This is a genomic window from Kribbella yunnanensis (genome assembly GCF_039529655.1).
GTDB lineage: Bacteria > Actinomycetota > Actinomycetes > Propionibacteriales > Kribbellaceae > Kribbella > Kribbella yunnanensis.
Genome location: NZ_BAAANF010000019.1, coordinates 222,714 through 238,406, shown reverse-complemented (window position 1 = coordinate 238,406; position 15,693 = coordinate 222,714). Strand labels below are relative to the sequence as shown.

General features: G+C 66.8%; 15 protein-coding genes. 8 read left to right on the top strand and 7 right to left on the bottom strand.

Annotated elements, in window-relative coordinates; genetic code table 11:
- Position 1 precedes the first annotated feature (1 nt).
- Both ABD231_RS29875 and ABD231_RS29870 read right to left on the bottom strand, forming a co-directional pair.
- On the bottom strand, positions 2-673 hold the full coding sequence (locus ABD231_RS29875) for a TetR/AcrR family transcriptional regulator (RefSeq protein WP_344159123.1): 672 nt from the start codon (positions 671-673) through the stop codon (positions 2-4).
- 4 nt (positions 674-677) lie between these two features.
- Complete coding sequence (locus ABD231_RS29870; RefSeq protein WP_344159121.1) at positions 678-1,802, bottom strand: FAD-dependent oxidoreductase; 1,125 nt, start codon at positions 1,800-1,802, stop codon at positions 678-680.
- 299 nt (positions 1,803-2,101) lie between these two features.
- Between ABD231_RS29870 and ABD231_RS29865 the strand changes: the two genes are divergently transcribed.
- The 4 genes from ABD231_RS29865 (at position 2,102) to ABD231_RS29850 (ending at position 5,762) form a co-directional block, all read left to right on the top strand.
- Positions 2,102-2,680, top strand: a complete 579-nt coding sequence (locus ABD231_RS29865; RefSeq protein ID WP_344159119.1) for an AAA family ATPase — start codon at positions 2,102-2,104, stop codon at positions 2,678-2,680.
- A gap of 84 nt (positions 2,681-2,764) precedes the next feature.
- Positions 2,765-3,898: a DNA polymerase III subunit beta gene (gene dnaN / locus ABD231_RS29860; RefSeq protein ID WP_344159117.1), complete on the top strand. Its 1,134-nt coding sequence runs from the start codon at positions 2,765-2,767 to the stop codon at positions 3,896-3,898.
- Positions 3,899-3,914: 16 nt separating this feature from the next.
- Positions 3,915-4,628 carry a YdcF family protein gene (locus tag ABD231_RS29855; protein ID WP_425554219.1) on the top strand — a complete coding sequence of 238 codons (714 nt, stop codon included), beginning with the start codon at positions 3,915-3,917 and terminating at the stop codon, positions 4,626-4,628.
- Between the two features lie 111 nt (positions 4,629-4,739).
- A complete protein-coding gene (locus tag ABD231_RS29850) occupies positions 4,740-5,762 on the top strand; it encodes a PQQ-dependent sugar dehydrogenase (protein WP_344159115.1) in 1,023 nt (340 codons plus the stop codon).
- A 54-nt stretch (positions 5,763-5,816) separates the two neighbouring features.
- On the opposite strand, the gene ABD231_RS29845 is transcribed toward ABD231_RS29850, so the two are convergent.
- Entirely contained in the window at positions 5,817-6,668 is an 852-nt protein-coding gene (locus tag ABD231_RS29845; RefSeq protein ID WP_344159113.1) for an alpha/beta fold hydrolase, read from the bottom strand.
- A gap of 64 nt (positions 6,669-6,732) precedes the next feature.
- Here ABD231_RS29845 and ABD231_RS29840 point away from each other — a divergent pair, with 64 nt between their 5' ends.
- From ABD231_RS29840 to ABD231_RS29825, 4 genes are all read left to right on the top strand, one after another.
- Complete coding sequence (locus ABD231_RS29840) at positions 6,733-7,704, top strand: LysR family transcriptional regulator (RefSeq protein WP_344159111.1); 972 nt, start codon at positions 6,733-6,735, stop codon at positions 7,702-7,704.
- Positions 7,705-7,749: 45 nt separating this feature from the next.
- Positions 7,750-8,910, top strand: a complete 1,161-nt coding sequence (locus tag ABD231_RS29835) for an NAD-dependent formate dehydrogenase (RefSeq protein WP_344159109.1) — start codon at positions 7,750-7,752, stop codon at positions 8,908-8,910.
- Positions 8,911-9,015: 105 nt separating this feature from the next.
- Entirely contained in the window at positions 9,016-9,177 is a 162-nt protein-coding gene (locus ABD231_RS29830; protein WP_344159107.1) for a hypothetical protein, read from the top strand.
- 105 nt (positions 9,178-9,282) lie between these two features.
- On the top strand, positions 9,283-10,026 hold the full coding sequence (locus ABD231_RS29825) for a GntR family transcriptional regulator (protein ID WP_344159105.1): 744 nt from the start codon (positions 9,283-9,285) through the stop codon (positions 10,024-10,026).
- A gap of 135 nt (positions 10,027-10,161) precedes the next feature.
- Here ABD231_RS29825 and ABD231_RS29820 read toward each other — a convergent pair whose 3' ends face one another.
- The 4 genes from ABD231_RS29820 to frc all read right to left on the bottom strand — a co-directional run bounded on the left by ABD231_RS29820 (position 10,162) and on the right by frc (position 15,682).
- Positions 10,162-10,707: a hypothetical protein gene (locus ABD231_RS29820; protein ID WP_344159103.1), complete on the bottom strand. Its 546-nt coding sequence runs from the start codon at positions 10,705-10,707 to the stop codon at positions 10,162-10,164.
- Between the two features lies 1 nt (position 10,708).
- On the bottom strand, positions 10,709-12,208 hold the full coding sequence (locus tag ABD231_RS29815; protein ID WP_344159101.1) for an Nramp family divalent metal transporter: 1,500 nt from the start codon (positions 12,206-12,208) through the stop codon (positions 10,709-10,711).
- A gap of 71 nt (positions 12,209-12,279) precedes the next feature.
- Complete coding sequence (locus ABD231_RS29810; protein ID WP_344159099.1) at positions 12,280-14,424, bottom strand: acetate--CoA ligase family protein; 2,145 nt, start codon at positions 14,422-14,424, stop codon at positions 12,280-12,282.
- Positions 14,425-14,455: 31 nt separating this feature from the next.
- Positions 14,456-15,682: a formyl-CoA transferase gene (gene frc, locus ABD231_RS29805; protein WP_344159097.1), complete on the bottom strand. Its 1,227-nt coding sequence runs from the start codon at positions 15,680-15,682 to the stop codon at positions 14,456-14,458.
- Positions 15,683-15,693: the final 11 nt, after the last annotated feature.

Sequence of the window (15,693 nt, the reverse complement as noted above, 5' to 3'; positions counted from 1 at the left end):
GTCAGGGCCTGGCCGTGGCGATGATGCCGTTGATGAGCATGTCGACCGCCCAGCGGCGGCGTTCGGACGGCGCACCGGAGAGCAGGTCGGCGCCGTGTTCGGTCAGGTGCGGGAACCGCTGTGCCGAGGCGCTGGTGATGGATTCGCTGAGCCGTTGCCACTCGGCTTCGGAGTTGCCGTCCTTGCCGTCGGTGGCATGTTCCGCGGCCGTGGCGGTGGCTGTCTGAAGGAGGTAGTCCAAACCCCAGGCAGCCTGGCCGGCGGGGACTCGGCCCGCGGCGAGCAGACCGAGCAAGCTGTCGACCAGCGCTAGGTAGTTAGGTCCGTCGGGGCGAGTGTTGAGCGCGGACTGCGCCAGGCTCGGGTGGGCGAGCAGCAGGTCGGTGTAGCTGCCGAGGACTTGCTGCAACGCCTCCCGCCAGTCGTCTGCGTGCTGGGCCGGTGTCAGGTCGACCTGCGCCAGCAGGCGATCGAGGATCGCGCCATGGAGTTCGTGGGTGTTGGCGACGTACACGTAGAGCGAGGCGGGGCCGGTGTCGAGCTCCTGCGCGAGGCGGCGCATCGTGACGCGCTGCAGACCCTCGCTATCCATCACCCGCACCGCCGTGTCGATGATGCCTTCACGGGTCAGTGCAGGTTTGGCGGGACGCTCCCGGCGGCTCAGCGCAGGCATGCACTCAAGCTACTGCACCGCCTGTGAAGAACTCAGTCATGCGTTCCAGACCGTCCGCAGCGAACATCGTCTCCAGGCTCTCAGCGGACTCCGCAGCGCTGGCCTCACCGCGCGGGAAGAGAGAGCTCTCGTACGCCGTCAGTGCAGCCTCGGTGTCGTTGCGGTGTGCCGCGATCGCCTGTGACAGCTCGGCGCCGTCGAACATCGCCAGGTTGGCGCCTTCACCGGCGAACGGCGACATCAGGTGAGCGGCGTCGCCCAGAAGCGTCACACCAGCGGTGCGCTCCCAGCGATGCCCGACCGGCAGCGCGTGAATGCGGCGCAGCACCGGGGAACCGTCGGCAGACGCGATCAGCTCTCGGAGGCCTTCGTCCCAGCCGTCGAAGTAGCGCAGCACTGTGGTGGAAGTGGGGTCGACGGTGTCGACCCACGCCTCTTCCACCTTCAGCCCGGCGTAGACATGCAGGCTGCCGTCGGTCTCGCGGTGCGCCAGGATTCCGCGCTCGTCACCCAGGCAGATGAAGAAGCCGCTGCCGATCAGCGCAGCACTCCGTGGGTGGCGTACCTCGGCGTCCAGTAGGTCGAACTCGGCGAAGGAGATGCCGGTGTAGGTCGGCACTGCATCCGAAACCAGCGACCGAACGCGTGACCACGCGCCGTCGGCACCGATCAAGAGGTCGGTGGTGATGGTGGATCCGTCGGCGAAGGACACCTGGTGGCGCCCGCCGTCCAACGGCCGCACGCCGGTGACCTTCTTGCCCCAGTGGATCGCACCGTGGGGCAGCGAATCCAGCAGCAGCTTGCGCAGGTCGCCGCGATCCACCTCCGGCCGTCCACCGTTGCCGTCGTCCTCCATAGCGGCGTGGACCGTGCCATCACGACCAACCAGGCGCATGGCCTCGCCACCCTCGTGGATGAGCTTGCGGAAGTCGTCGTACAGGCCGGCGGCGTGGAGTGCCCGCTGCCCGCTCTCCACGTGGATGTCGAGCATCCCGCCCTGCACCCGCGCCTCCGCCGACGGCTCCAGCTCGAACAGCGCCGCCTCGATCCCGTTCACCTGCAGAACCCGCGCAGCCGTCAGCCCGCCGAGCCCGGCGCCGATGATCGCAATGGGGTGATGAGTAGTCATGGATCGACCATAACGAACATGTTCGTTACGAACAAGTTCGTTCGTGCTACGAGCGCGCCGAACTGAAGGTGAAGAGGCTCACACCCGGCACGAAGCCCGCCCATCCCCGACATCGCGGTGCACGCGGGCGAGCGGCGTACCGGGGCGGTCGTAGTCGTCGTGCCAGGTGGACCAGTCCATGACGTGATTCCTCTCAGGGAACTCCTAGGGAGTTCTTAGTGCAGGCACGGGGCCAGGTGGGAACCCCGTTCGTCTAAACGAGTATTGGCAGGCTAGGGAAGGGCACTGACGTGGTAGCGATGATGAACTTGGCGGTCGTCGGCGCCGAGGAAGAGATTCGGTACTCAGGGGATGCTGTGGTCGTGCTGGCCGGGATTCCGGGAGCCGGCAAGAGCACACTGCTGCGTCGGCTCTACCCCGAGGGTGAGGACCACGGTGGCGTGCGGGTCTTCGACTCCGAGCGGCTGCGGGCGCAGTGGATGCGAGTGCTCGGTCCTGTTCCTTATTCCTACTGGCGTCCGCTGCTGCACCTGACCTACTACGTGCAGGTGCTCAAGGCGATGCACAGCGGCCCCATGGTGATCCATGACTGCGCCACGCGCCCGTGGGTACGGCGAGTGCTCGGATGGCGTGCGCGTCGCGCCGGACTGCCGTTGCACCTGATCCTGATCGACGTACCGGGTGAGGTGGCGCGGGACGGCCAGTGGTCGCGCGGACGCGTCGTACGGACCAGCAGTATGGAGACGCACTGCCGGCGCTGGCCGCAGCTGCTCGCTCTGGCGACCCAGGACCCCGGACAGGTGATTCCGGGCGCACGCTCCGCGATCGTGCTGAGCCGGCGCCAGGCGAGCCGGCTGCAGGCGATCACCTTCCGTTGAGTTCGGCCGTGGCCTGACAGGGGATTCACGGAAACTGTCGGTGGCGCCTGATTGGGTTGAACCTCGCGATCGGGAGGGGTGACCGTGAAGGTTCGAGTGGGGCGTGAGGTGCTCGCCGAGGCGGTTGGTTGGGTGGCCAAAGGGCTGCCGAGCCGGCCGAGTGTGCCGATTCTGGCCGGGATGTCGGTCGAGGCGGCCGACGGGATGCTGACGGTGTCCGGGTTCGACTACGAGAGCTCGGCTCAGGTCTCCCTACCGGCCGAGGTCGGGGACGACGGCCGGGTGCTGGTATCGGGGCGGCTGCTGGCCGGCATTTGCCGGGCGATGCCACGGGACACCGTGGATCTGAGTTCGGAGGGGGCTCGGGTCGCGGTGTCGAGCGGTGCCGCCAGGTTCGCGCTTCAGACGCTGCCGCTCGATGAGTACCCGCCACTGCCGGAGCTTCCGGCCGCCGGCGGGGTGGTGAGCGGTGAGGTGTTCGCGCGGGCGGTCACTCAGGTGGTGACCGCTGCGGGGCGGGACGACACCCTGCCGGTCCTCACCGGGGTTCGGGTAGAGATCCGCGGGCCGGTGATCACGTTGCTGGCCACGGATCGCTACCGGCTGGCGGTCCGCAGTTTCACCTGGGAGCCGAACGATCCGGAGATCGAAGCGGACGCGCTCGTCCCGGCCAAGGTGCTGTCCGGCCTGGCCAGGACGATGGCCGGTCATGAGGTCACCCTCGCACTCGGTTCAACTCGCACAGGGGACGGGTTGATCGGGTTCGAGGGGGCCGGCCGCCGGGCCACCAGCCGGCTGATCGACGCCGAGTTCCCCAAGGTGCGCAAGCTGATTCCGGCACCGGGCTCGATCACCAGGACGGTCACGGCGGACACCGCCAGTCTGATCGAGGCGGTGAAACGGGTCTCGCTGGTCGCGGAGCGCACGTCGCCGCTGCGGTTCGAGTTCACCGATGGGACGGCGATCCTCAGCGCCGGTAGCGGCGAGGAGGCCGAGGCCACCGAGCCGATCGAGGCGACGCTCACCGGCGATCCCCTGGTGATCGGGTTCAACACGGGCTACCTCGTGGATGCGCTCAGTTCGCTCGGCACGCCGTTCACGCATTTCTCCTTCACCGAGCCGACCAAGCCGGTCAACATCGTCGGGCTGCACTCCCCCAACGAAACCCCGGACGGCCACTCGGCGTACATCGTGGTCCCACTCCGAGGGATCAGCTGATGCCAAACTGATGCAGGTGCCTGAAGCAGTCATCTCCCGCTACCTCGCCCGCCGCGACGAACCGGTCGAGCACGTCGACGTCATCGTGCTGATGGGATCCGCCGTACTGGAGTCGGTCGAAGTCGCCGCGCGACTCCACCACGACACGTCCGCGCGGATCCTGATCAGTGGCGGCATCGGCCATTCGACCCATCACCTCGACACCGCGGTCACGCGCCGAGGCCTGCCCGTCGAGATCGGCGGCCGCCCCGAGTCGCACGTCTTCCGCGACCTCCTCACCACGCAGTACGACGTACCGGCGTCAGCCATCGAGGTCGAGGACGAGTCGACGAACTGCGGCGAGAACGCAGCCTTCACCCGGCACCTGATCACCGAACCAGCCACGCTCCTGCTGATCCAGGACCCGACCATGCAACGGCGAACCCACGCCAGCTTCGAGCGCTCCTTCGCCGACCTCCCCGGCACGCACCTCATCAGCCACTCACCGCTGATCCCCTGGATCGGCCCCGACTTCGTGAGCGCCGGCCCCGATCACCCCGAGATCTGGAGCCTCGAACGCTTCCGCTCCCTCATCCTCGGCGAGATCCAACGCCTCCACGACACCCCGACCGGCTACGGCCCCCGCGGCAAGAACTACCTCGACCACATCGACATCCCACCCCCAGTCCTCGCGGCCTACAACCAACTAGCCGCCGCCCTCCCCAGCCTGATCCGCCCACCCGGCTCCTGACTCAAATGGAACGCCCACAGTGATCTTCCCATCACTGTGGGTGGCCTCACGGACGGAAGTGCGGCAGGCTTGCTGTCCGAAGAGGGGGATCGACAGTGAGGACCCGAGTTCATGCGTAAACGACTCTCCGCCCTGGCCTCCATTACCGCCCTGCTCCTGGTGACAGCCGCACCGTCCGCGGTCGCCGCCGTGCCACCGACACCCCGGATCGCCGGGACGGTGGCAAGTGGGTTCCAGTCCCCGTGGGGCCTCGCGGTCCTGCCGGACGGCTCGGCACTGCTCTCCGAGCGAGACACTGGCCTGATCAAACACGTCACCGCGGCCGGCGTGGTCCGCCAGATCGGCCGCGTCCCGAATGTCCAGCACGGCGGCGAAGGTGGACTGCTCGGGATCGCGGTCGCACCGACCTTCGGTACCGACCGGCTGCTCTACGCCTACCACACCGCCTCCGGCGACAACCGGGTCGTCCGGATGACTTATGACGGCACCACCCTCGGTACCCCGCAGACCGTCGTCACCGGGATCCCGCGGGCCAACATCCACAACGGCGGCCGGCTCGCCTTCGGGCCCGACGGCTTCCTCTATATCAGCACCGGTGACGCCGCGAACACCGCCAACGCACAGAACCCGAACTCGCTCGGCGGCAAGATCCTCCGGGTCACCCCGACCGGCAGTCCCGCGCCTGGCAACCCGAGCGGCACCCGCGTGTACAGCCTCGGGCACCGCAACGTCCAGGGCCTCGCCTGGGACGAAGGCAACCGGCTCTGGGCCAGCGAGCTCGGCCAGAACACCACCGACGAACTCAACCAGATCCGGGCCGGCGGCAACTACGGTTGGCCGACCTGCGAAGGCACCTGCAACGACAGTCGCTTCATCAACCCCCAGGCCACCTGGACGACCGCCCAGGCGTCCCCGTCCGGCCTGGCCTTCTCCCGCAACACCATGTGGATGGCCGCTCTCCGCGGCCAGCGCCTGTGGGCCATCCCGGTCCGCGGCGGCGTCCGCGACGGGAACACGGTCGCCAGCTTCACCAACCAGCAGGGCCGTATCCGCACGGTAGCCAACGCCGCCGACGGCTCCCTCTGGGTGATCAGCGAAACCAACGGCAGCATTCTCCGGGTGGTCCTCGGCTGACCACTTCTTCACTCGAAGAGCGTGCCGGGTCAGCAACCAGGACCCGGCACCTCCCTAGACGAGGTAGTCGGCCAGCACCTGGGTGAGGGTTTCCGGGGACAGGGTGTGGAAGGTGCCTTCGTGTCCTTCGGCTTTCCCATGCGGGAGAGCGGCGGCGGTTTGGCGGACGGACTCCTGCAGCCAAGCCGGGCTGGCGTTGCTGAAGAGTGCGAGGGTCGGTGTGGCGATCGACTCGAGCAGAGCGGTCGGTACGGCGCTGTCGCGCAGCTGCAGGGCGTCGTACACGAGCGTCGGCGCCATGGCGACCAATCCCGTCCACATCGGCGTCTCGCGGATCTGGTCGACCACCTCCTTCGGCTGACCGACCGCTTCGACCATGAACAGTTCGGCCGCCCCAGCCGGGTTTCCAGCGGCAACAAACTCCTGCAGCCGCTCGACGTACCGGTCCGGCACTGGCGGTGCGCCCTCGGTCCGGAACGGCGGTTCGACGACAGCAAGCCGCTCGAACGGCACACCCGATTGCAGCAGCACCATCACCCCGGACGAGAACGCACAAGCGAACCGTGCGCCCGTTGCCGCCTGTACAGCCGCCAGGTCTTCCCACTCGCGCTCAACCGTGTACGGCGCGGTGTCGCCGGAGTCACCGCGGCCGCGGCGGTCGTAGTTCACCACGGTGAAGGCCGTCGACAGCGCCTCGACGTACGGCGTGAAGTACGACCGGCCGGTGAACGCACCGGCGATCAGAACCAGACCCGGCCCGCTACCGGCCACGTCGTACGCGATCTCCGTGCCGTCGGTTGAAGCGACCTTCTGCATCTCGCTGCCTTTCGTGAAGAAGAAGTCCTTTGCCTGAGCGTCGATCGGCGGGCGGCGAAGCAGACAGCAGCGAATTGTGACCTGGCTCACAGATAGCCAAAGGTTGGTCCAGTCCGTACAGTTGCATTATGTATACAGACAGCTGGTATGCGCGATGCTGTTGAGGCAGCTGGAGTATCTGGTGGCGCTGGCTCGGGAGAAGCACTTCGCCCGGGCGGCCGATGCTTGTTATGTCTCGCAGCCGTCGCTCTCGGCCGCGATCCGCAAGCTCGAGCAGGAGCTCGACGTACCGATCGTACGGCGCGGGCGCCGCTTCGAGGGGCTGACTCCTGAGGGTGAGCGGGTGCTGCTGTGGGCCCAGCGAATCCTCGCCGAGCAGGACGCACTGCGACACGAGTTGTCGGTCCTCCGCGGCGGTCTGACCGGCACTCTGCGACTGGGCGCGATCCCGACCGCGATGCCGGTGGTCTCGCTGCTCACCACCCCGTTCTGTGAACGCCACGGGAACGCGCGCGTGACGATCGAGTCGTTGTCGTCCCGCGACATCACGCACAAGCTGGCCGAGTTCGACCTTGATGTCGCGATGACCTATCTCGACGACGACACGCTCGGTCAGGTTCGCAAGACGCCGCTCTACGAGGAGCGCTATCTCCTGCTGACCCCGCAGCACTCGCCGCTGGCCGAGGTGCCGATGGCAACGTGGTCGCAGGTTGCCGAGCTGCCGTTGTGCCTGTTGTCGCCGGATATGCGCAACCGCCGGATCATGAACGGCTACTTCACCGACGACGGCGCGATCGCCACACCGGCCATCGAGAGCGACACCGTGTCGGGCCTCTACAGCCACCTGCATGGCAACCACTGGTCGACAGTGATCTCCCATGCCTGGTTGCACATGTTCGGCGTACCGGACGGAATGCGCGTCGTACCACTGAAGGGCCCGGCCGACGGACCGCGGGTGGGACTGGTGATCGCCGCCCGCAGCCCGGAACCCGTGCTGGCCAGAGCATTACTCGATGTCGCGCGTCAGGCCGGTGTGCACAAAGCCCTCGACGATCTGCTCGACGTGCATTTGATGGGTTCTGGCTATCACGCGATAACGAGCAAGTCTTTGACCGTCGGCACCTAACAGCGGGACTGTGGATTCACCTTACCAACAAGGAGATTCCACATCATGGCGAAGATCCTCTGTGTTCTGTACGACGACCCGGCGACCGGTTATCCGAAGTCATATGCCCGCGATGACATCCCGGCGATCACCGCGTATCCCGGCGGCCAGACGGCGCCGACCCCGAAGGCGATCGACTTCACACCGGGCGAATTGCTCGGCAGCGTTTCCGGCGAACTCGGCCTGCGCAGCTTCCTGGAAAGTCAGGGGCACACGCTGGTCGTGACGTCGGACAAGGACGGCGACGATTCGGTTCTCGATCGAGAACTGCCGGATGCCGATGTGGTGATCTCGCAACCATTCTGGCCGGCCTATCTGACGGCTGAGCGGATCGCGAAGGCACCGAACCTCAAACTCGCGATCACCGCCGGCATCGGCTCCGACCACGTCGACCTGGATGCGGCGATCCGGCACGGCGTGACCGTTGCCGAGGTCACCTACTGCAACAGCATCAGCGTCGCCGAGCACGTGGTGATGATGATTCTCGGGCTCGTGCGGAACTACATCCCGTCGTACCAGGTCGTGGTCGACGGTGGCTGGAACATCGCGGACTGCGTACAGCGGTCGTACGACCTCGAGGGGATGCACGTCGGTACGGTCGCCGCCGGACGGATCGGTACGGCGGTACTGCGGCGGCTCGCGCCGTTCGACGTGAACCTGCATTACACCGACCGGCACCGGCTGCCGGAGTCGGTCGAGCGCGAACTCAACCTGACGTTCCACGCGAGCGCGGCCGAGATGGTGCCGCACTGTGACGTGGTGACGATCAACGCGCCGCTGCACCCGGAGACGGAGGGGCTCTTCGGGGAGAAGCTGCTGGCGACGATGAAGCGTGGTTCTTACCTGATCAACACCGCCCGGGCGAAGATCGCCGACCGCGACGCGATCGTCAGCGCCCTGGAGAGCGGGCAGCTCGCCGGGTACGCCGGTGATGTCTGGTACCCGCAGCCGGCCCCGGCCGACCACCCGTGGCGGACGATGCCGAACCACGGCATGACCCCGCACATCTCCGGTTCGTCGCTGTCCGCCCAGGCCCGGTACGCCGCGGGTACCCGCGAGATCCTGGAATCGTGGCTGGCGGGGACCCCGATCCGCGACGAATACCTGATTGTTGACGGTGGGCGACTGGCGGGTACCGGAGCGCATTCGTATTCGACCCGTATGTAAGGCGCATCACGTGAGATGCGGGCATAACCGGTCAGTACACCTGGTTGAATGTATACAGAAGCCAGAATTCAAGAAAGCTCCTCTCGGGAGCAGGAAGGGAAAGCAATGATCTTCACCCGTAGGTTCGGTGCTCTGGCGGCGCGCCCGCAGTTTCCGGATGCCCCGGAGCTGCAGCATGAACTGGACACCCCCGTGGACCTGGATGCCGAGCTCGCCGAGCTGACCAGCACCGACGAGAAGAAGCGCGCCGAGGAATCGGCCGCCTGAATCGCTTGACCCAAGGCTGCGACGAAACACTATGTACGGTCATGGCACTTGGTAGACTGTCTACCAAGTGCCATGCTGTTGCCCCAGGCAAACCGGAGGACCTCGATGACGACCATCAGCACAGGAGCGGAACCGGCCGGCGTACGGCACGTCAAGCGGCCGCAACCGTTGCGCGAGTCGGTGTACGAGGCTCTGACCGAGATGATCATCGACGGCACGCTCGAACGCGGCCGGCACCTGGTCGAGGTCGAGCTGGCCGGTCTGCTCGGTGTTTCCCGGCAGCCCGTGCGTGAGGCGCTGCAGCGGCTCAACAACGAAGGCTGGGTGGACCTGCGGCCCGGCTTCGGCGCCATGGTGCACGTCCCGGCCGAAGACGAGGTCGACCAGCTCCTGGCCGCCCGCGCGGCACTGGAGTCCGAGTCCGCTCGCCTGGCCGCTCGGCACGCCACCAAGGAAGACCTGGCCAAGCTCAAAGAGCTCTGCAAGGTCGGTACGGCGTTCCACGAGTCCGGCGACACCGACGGCGCCGTCCGCACGAACGGCGAACTGCACGCCTTCATCACCCAGATGTCCGGCAACCGCTTCCTGATCGACTTCGCCGCTCAGGTCGACCGCCGCGTCCGCTGGTACTACACCCCGCTGGCCCCCGTCCGCGGCGCCGCCTCCTGGCGCGAGCACAGCCGCCTCGTGAAGGCCATCAGCGACGGCGACGAGGACAAGGCCGCCCAGACCATGCGCGAGCACACCGAACACACCCGCAAGGCCTACCACGACCTCCGCGCCGCCGAAGGCCCCACCGAGCCAACCCCCGAACCCGAACCCCGCCGCCGACGCCGCACCCTCACCTGACACGCGGTGTGCCCGCGCGCCGCTTCCTTTTGACTTAAGTGTACAAACGCGGGCGGCGCACCCGGGAAGGTTATCCACAGGCGATCGCCCGCAGGCCCTGGTGGGGTCGGCGGGCGATCGGCAGGGGATGCGGCGTCAGAACTTCAGGGCTACGCCGCGCTTCTTGCGGCCTCGGCCGGTGGCGGCTTTGCGGGCCTCCATGGCGTTGGCGAGGTGGACGTACTGCTCGACCGTACGGCGGGCGTAGCGGTTGTGCTCGAGGATATGTGGCCACCAGTGGCGGCCGATCTGTTCGTGCATCCAGAGGAAGCCGATCGCGAAGCCCATGCTGAGCAGGGCGCGGAACGCGAGGAACTTCCAGGGTTCTGCGGGCAGGCCGGGGGTGCCGGCGATGACCCATTCGGTGGCGATCGCGTGCACCAGCAGGGAGAGCGGGAACGCGACCACCCAGTAGACCGCAGCCGGGGCGAACACCCCGGCCGGGACTTTGCCTAGGGCAACGAGTACGGCGTACCCGGTGCCGAACACGATCAGCGGCAGGCCCAGGCCGAGGCCGGTGACCAGGGCCACGCCGAGGGACTGTCCGGCGACCGAGCCGAGCAGGCCGGCGACCAGCCCGGCCGCGGCACCCACGACCGCGGCCGGGGCCGTGAACTCAGCGAGTTCCTTGACCGAGGTCATGTCAGCCCACTGCCACGCCGAAGCGGAACAGGCAGTAGAACAACATGCCCAGGTAGAACACCGCGCCGAACCCGATGATCACGTTGCGGATCGGACCAGGCCTGATCGGTTTGGGCAGCAGCTTGTTGTTCACCAGGAGCAACACGATGCAGTAGGCGCCCATCGCGAACGTGGACAGGAAGGCGAGCGTGTCCAGGATCCCGGCCGGGCCGTCGGCCGGTCCGAACAGCAGGATCAGGATGCCGAAGACGATCACGCCCCACAGGAACCCGGCGTAGATCCGGGACATCGAGAACTTCTTGGCGCCCGGGACGAAGTAGTACGTCATGTCGGCCTGGCCACGGGAGAACGAGTCGAACAGACCCAGGGTCGCGTTCAGTCCGATCAGCGCGATGAAGGCGAAGAACAACGTACCCAGGATCGGCGAACCCGCGGAGGCGAACGCATCCGACATCGCCTGGAGCGCCGCGGACCGCGAGTCGTCCTCCTGGATGATGCTGGCCAGGTTCGGGTTCGTCCGGGCCGCCGACATGGCCAGCACGGTGAACGAGATCGTCACCAGCATCGTGATACCCCAGAAGAGCAGCAGCGCGTCGAACGTGACCCACTTGCGCCAGCCCTTCCACTTCGCCATCTCGGCCGGGTCCTCGGTGTCGAACATGAAACCCCGCGACGGCATCGCCTCGGCCTCGCCGGAGGCCCGCAGACCGCGGATCTTCGGGATGTGCGCACCCATACCGGCACCGCTGTCGCGCAGTTGCAGCGTGTACCACATCTGCTGCATACCCGACGGTCCGGCAAACGCGATCGATCCGACCACGACCGGGAACCAGACACTCGTCATCGCCTGGTCGGGGAAGTACCCGAAGGCGAACATGCCGGAAATGGTCTTGGCCAGATCGTCCCAGCTACCGACGAGTGCCGCGATGACCGACGTACCGACGACCAGGAAGCCGATCAGCAGGCCGAGGAGTTTCTCGAGGAAGTTGTAGATGACCGACAACATGCTGAACAGGACGCCGACGAACACCAGAGCCACGCACGCCGACACCTGCCAGGGTATTCCGCTCACTTCCTCGAACGCCGCGGCGCCGGCCGACAGGTGACCGGGCCACATGTAGATCAGGATCGCCGCGACGTAGAAGAACCACATCAACGGTTTGAAGATCCGGGCGGCGCCGAAGAAGATGCTCTCCCCGGTCGCCATCGCGTACCGCGCCATCTCCAGCAGCACGAACGCCTGCAGGGTGACGCCGACCATGAACAGCCAGCGGATGTCCGGCCCGAACACCAGGACGAGCCGGGGCCACATGTACGACTCCCCCATGCCCACCCCGAGCGCGACCAGGAACACGGTCGGCCCGAGGATGTGCAGGGACGGTGGTGCGTCCGGAAGTTTCCGGATCGGCATCGGTTCGAGCCGGCCGGCTTTCCAGACCTTCTCGGTGACGGCCGCGGCGGGCTCGTCGGGGACTTCTGAGGTCTTGCTTGTGACGTCCAAGGCGGACTCCTTAGATCGACGCCAGGCACCTGGAATATGAAAAACCCCCGCTGACTTTCCTCCTCGGAGAGTTACGAACCGAGGGGTCCCGCGTTGCGGGCCCAGCGGTACTTGGCGCCGAGCACCTGAACCGGTGTCTCGGTGGTGTACGGATAGGCGACCACGCCGTGCTCGAACAGGTACTGAGCGGCCTCTTCGACCTCGACGTCACCCGACAGCGAGGCGACGACGGGCTTGTCGATACCCTTGGCCCGGTACTCCTCGACCACCTCGGCGACCAGCTTCGCGAACACCATCGGCGGTGTCACGATCGTGTGCCAGTAACCCAGGATCAGCGCATGGATCCGCTCGTCTTCCAGACCGAGCGCGACCGTGTTCCGGTACGTCGACGGTGGCTCACCGCCGGTGATGTCGATCGGGTTGCCGGCGGCACCGAACGGCGGGATGAACTTCTTGAACGCCGCGTCCAGATCCGCCGGGATCGTCATCAGCTGCAGGCCGTTGTCGACACAGGCGTCCGAAAGCAGGACACCGGAACCGCCCGCACCGGTGATGATGACGACGTTCTCACCCTTCGGAGTCGGCAGCAGCGGGATCCCGCGGGCGTACTGGAGCATCTCGTTCAGCCCCGGTGCCCGGACCACACCGCTCTGCCGCAGGATGTCGTCGTACACCTTGTCGTTGCCGGCCAGCGCACCGGTGTGCGAGCTGGCCGCCTTGGCGCCCATGGCGGTGCGGCCGGCCTTGAGCACGACGACCGGCTTCTTCTTCGACACCCGGGCCGCCGTCTCGGCGAACGCCCGGCCGTCCTTCAGATCCTCTAGATGCATGGCGATCAGGTTGGTGTTGTCGTCGTTCTCGAAGAACGTCAGGAGGTCATCCTCGTCGATGTCGGCCTTGTTGCCTACCCCAACGATCGCGGAGACGCCCATCCGGCTGGACCGGCTGAAGCCCAGGATCGCCATCCCGATCCCACCGGACTGTGACGACAACGCAACACTGCCCTGGACGTCGTACGGTGTGCAGAAGGTCGCGCAGAGCTTCTCCGGCAGGTAGTAGTAGCCGTAGATGTTGGGCCCGAGAATCCGGACGTTGTGCTTCCGCGCGATCGCGACGATCTCGTCCTGGAGCTCCTGTTCACCGGTCTCGGCGAACCCGGACGGGATCAGGATCGCCCCGGCCACGCCCTTCTCGCCGCACTGCTCGAGCGCTCCGCCGACGAACTTGGCCGGTACGGCGAACACCGCCACGTCCACGTCACCCGGTACGTCGAGGATGCTCGGGAAGGCCTTGAGCCCAAGGACTTCGCCGCCCTTGGGGTTGATCGGGTAGATGTCGCCGGCGTACCCGCCGTTGACCAGGTTCTTCATCACCGAGTTGCCGATCTTGCCGTCCTCGTTGGACGCCCCGATCACGGCCACTGCCCGCGGTTTCATGATCCGCGTCATCGCCGTCAGGATCTCCTCCTGGCTGTACCGCTCGACCGGTTTGCCGGCCTCGGCGTCGACGATGATCCGGAAGTCCACCGCGGTGGCGCCGTCCGGCCCGGCCAGCACCGGGTTCAGGTCCACCTCGGCGAATTGCGGGAAGTCGGTGACCAGGTCGGACAGTCGCTTGACCAGCTCGCCCAGCGCGTCCTTGTCCACCGGCTTGGCGCCGCGAACACCTTCGAGCATCTCGTGGGCGTTGATCCCGTCGATCATCTCCCGCGCCTCGGCGTCGTTCAGCGGCGCGAGCCGGAAGGTGACGTCCTTCAGCACCTCGACCAGGACTCCGCCGAGGCCGAAGGCGACGATCTTCCCGAAGGTCTGATCCGTCACCGCCCCGACGATGACCTCCTGGACGTCACCGCCGGTGACCAGCATCTTCTGCACCTGGACACCGCTGATCTGCGCGTCCGCCTTGTACGCCTTGGCGTTCGCGATGATCTGCTCGTACGCCGCCTGGGCCGCCTCGGGACTGTCGACCCCGACCACCACGCCACCCGCGTCGGTCTTGTGCAGGATGTCCGGCGAACTGATCTTGAGGACGACCGGGAACCCGATCTCGGCCGCGAGACCGGCGGCTCCCTCGGCAGTCGTGGCCAGCCCCTCACCCGGCGTCGGGATCCCGTACGCGTCCGCGACCAGCTTGGCCTCGGGCGCGCTCAGCGAGGTGCGGCCGTCCGCCAGAGCCTGGTCGAGGATGGTCTGGACTGCTGCCTTGTCATAGGTCATGCCCTGCACTCCATTTCAGAAGATGGTGGCGTCAGACGACGCCGGCGGCCTTGAGTTCGGAGAGTTCGGCGATGTCGATCCCGAGGGATCCGTAGACGGCGGAGTTGTGCTCACCGAGACCGGGTGAGGTCTCGATGTCGACCGGGGAGTCGGACAGCTTGATCGGGCAGCCGACGGTCTTGAAGCTGCCGCGCTGCGGGTGCTCGACCTCGACGACGGCACCGAGCTCGGCCAGCGTCTCGTCCTCGATCAGTTCCCGGGTGGACATGATCGGCCCGCACGGCACGTTCAGCGCGTTGAGCTTGTCCATCACTTCGAACTTGGTGTGCTGCTCGGTCCACTGCTCGATCAGCGCGAACATCTTGTCCAGCTTGTCGAGGCGGGACGCGGGCGTGGCCCAGTCCGGGTCCTCGGCCAGCTCGGGTTTCCCGATCAACTGAGCGATCGGCGCCCATCCCGGCGGCTGGACGATCACGTAGATGTAGTCGTTCGGCCCACCAGGCGCCGTCCGAACCGCCCAGCCGGGCTGGCCGCCGCCGGAGGCGTTCCCGGACCGCGGCACCTCGGTGCCGAAGTTGTCGTTCGGGTACTCCTTCAGCGGGCCGTGCGTGAGCCGCTGCTGGTCGCGCAGCTTGACCCTCGTCAGGTTCAGCACGGCCTCCTGCATCGCCACCGAGACCCGCTGGCCCTTGCCGGTGTGCGTGCGCTGGTAGAGCGCGGCGAGGATGCCGGCGACCAGGTGGATCCCGGTCCCAGAGTCGCCGATCTGGGCGCCGGTCGCGGTCGGCGGGCCCTCTTCGAAGCCCGTCGTACTCATCGCGCCGCCCATCGCCTGGGCGACCACCTCGTAGGCCTTGAAGTTCTCGTACCGGCCCGGGCCGAAGCCCTTGATCGAGGCGAACACCAGCTCTGGGTTGATCTCCTGCAGGCGCTCCCAGGTGAAGCCCATCCGGTCGATCGCGCCGGGGGCGAAGTTCTCCACCAGGACGTCGGAGTTCTTCACCAGGTCGACGAAGATCTCCTTGCCCCGCTCGGATTTCATGTTCAGCGTGATGCTGCGCTTGTTGCAGTTGAGCATCGTGAAGTAGAGGCTGTCGACGTCCGGTACGTCGCGCAGCTGCTGGCGGGTGATGTCACCGGTCGGCGCCTCGAGCTTGATCACATCGGCGCCGAGCCAGGCAAGGATCTGGGTGCAGGAAGGTCCGGACTGTACGTGCGTCATATCCAGTACGCGGACGCCGTCAAGGGCTTTGCTCATGGCGGTCTCCT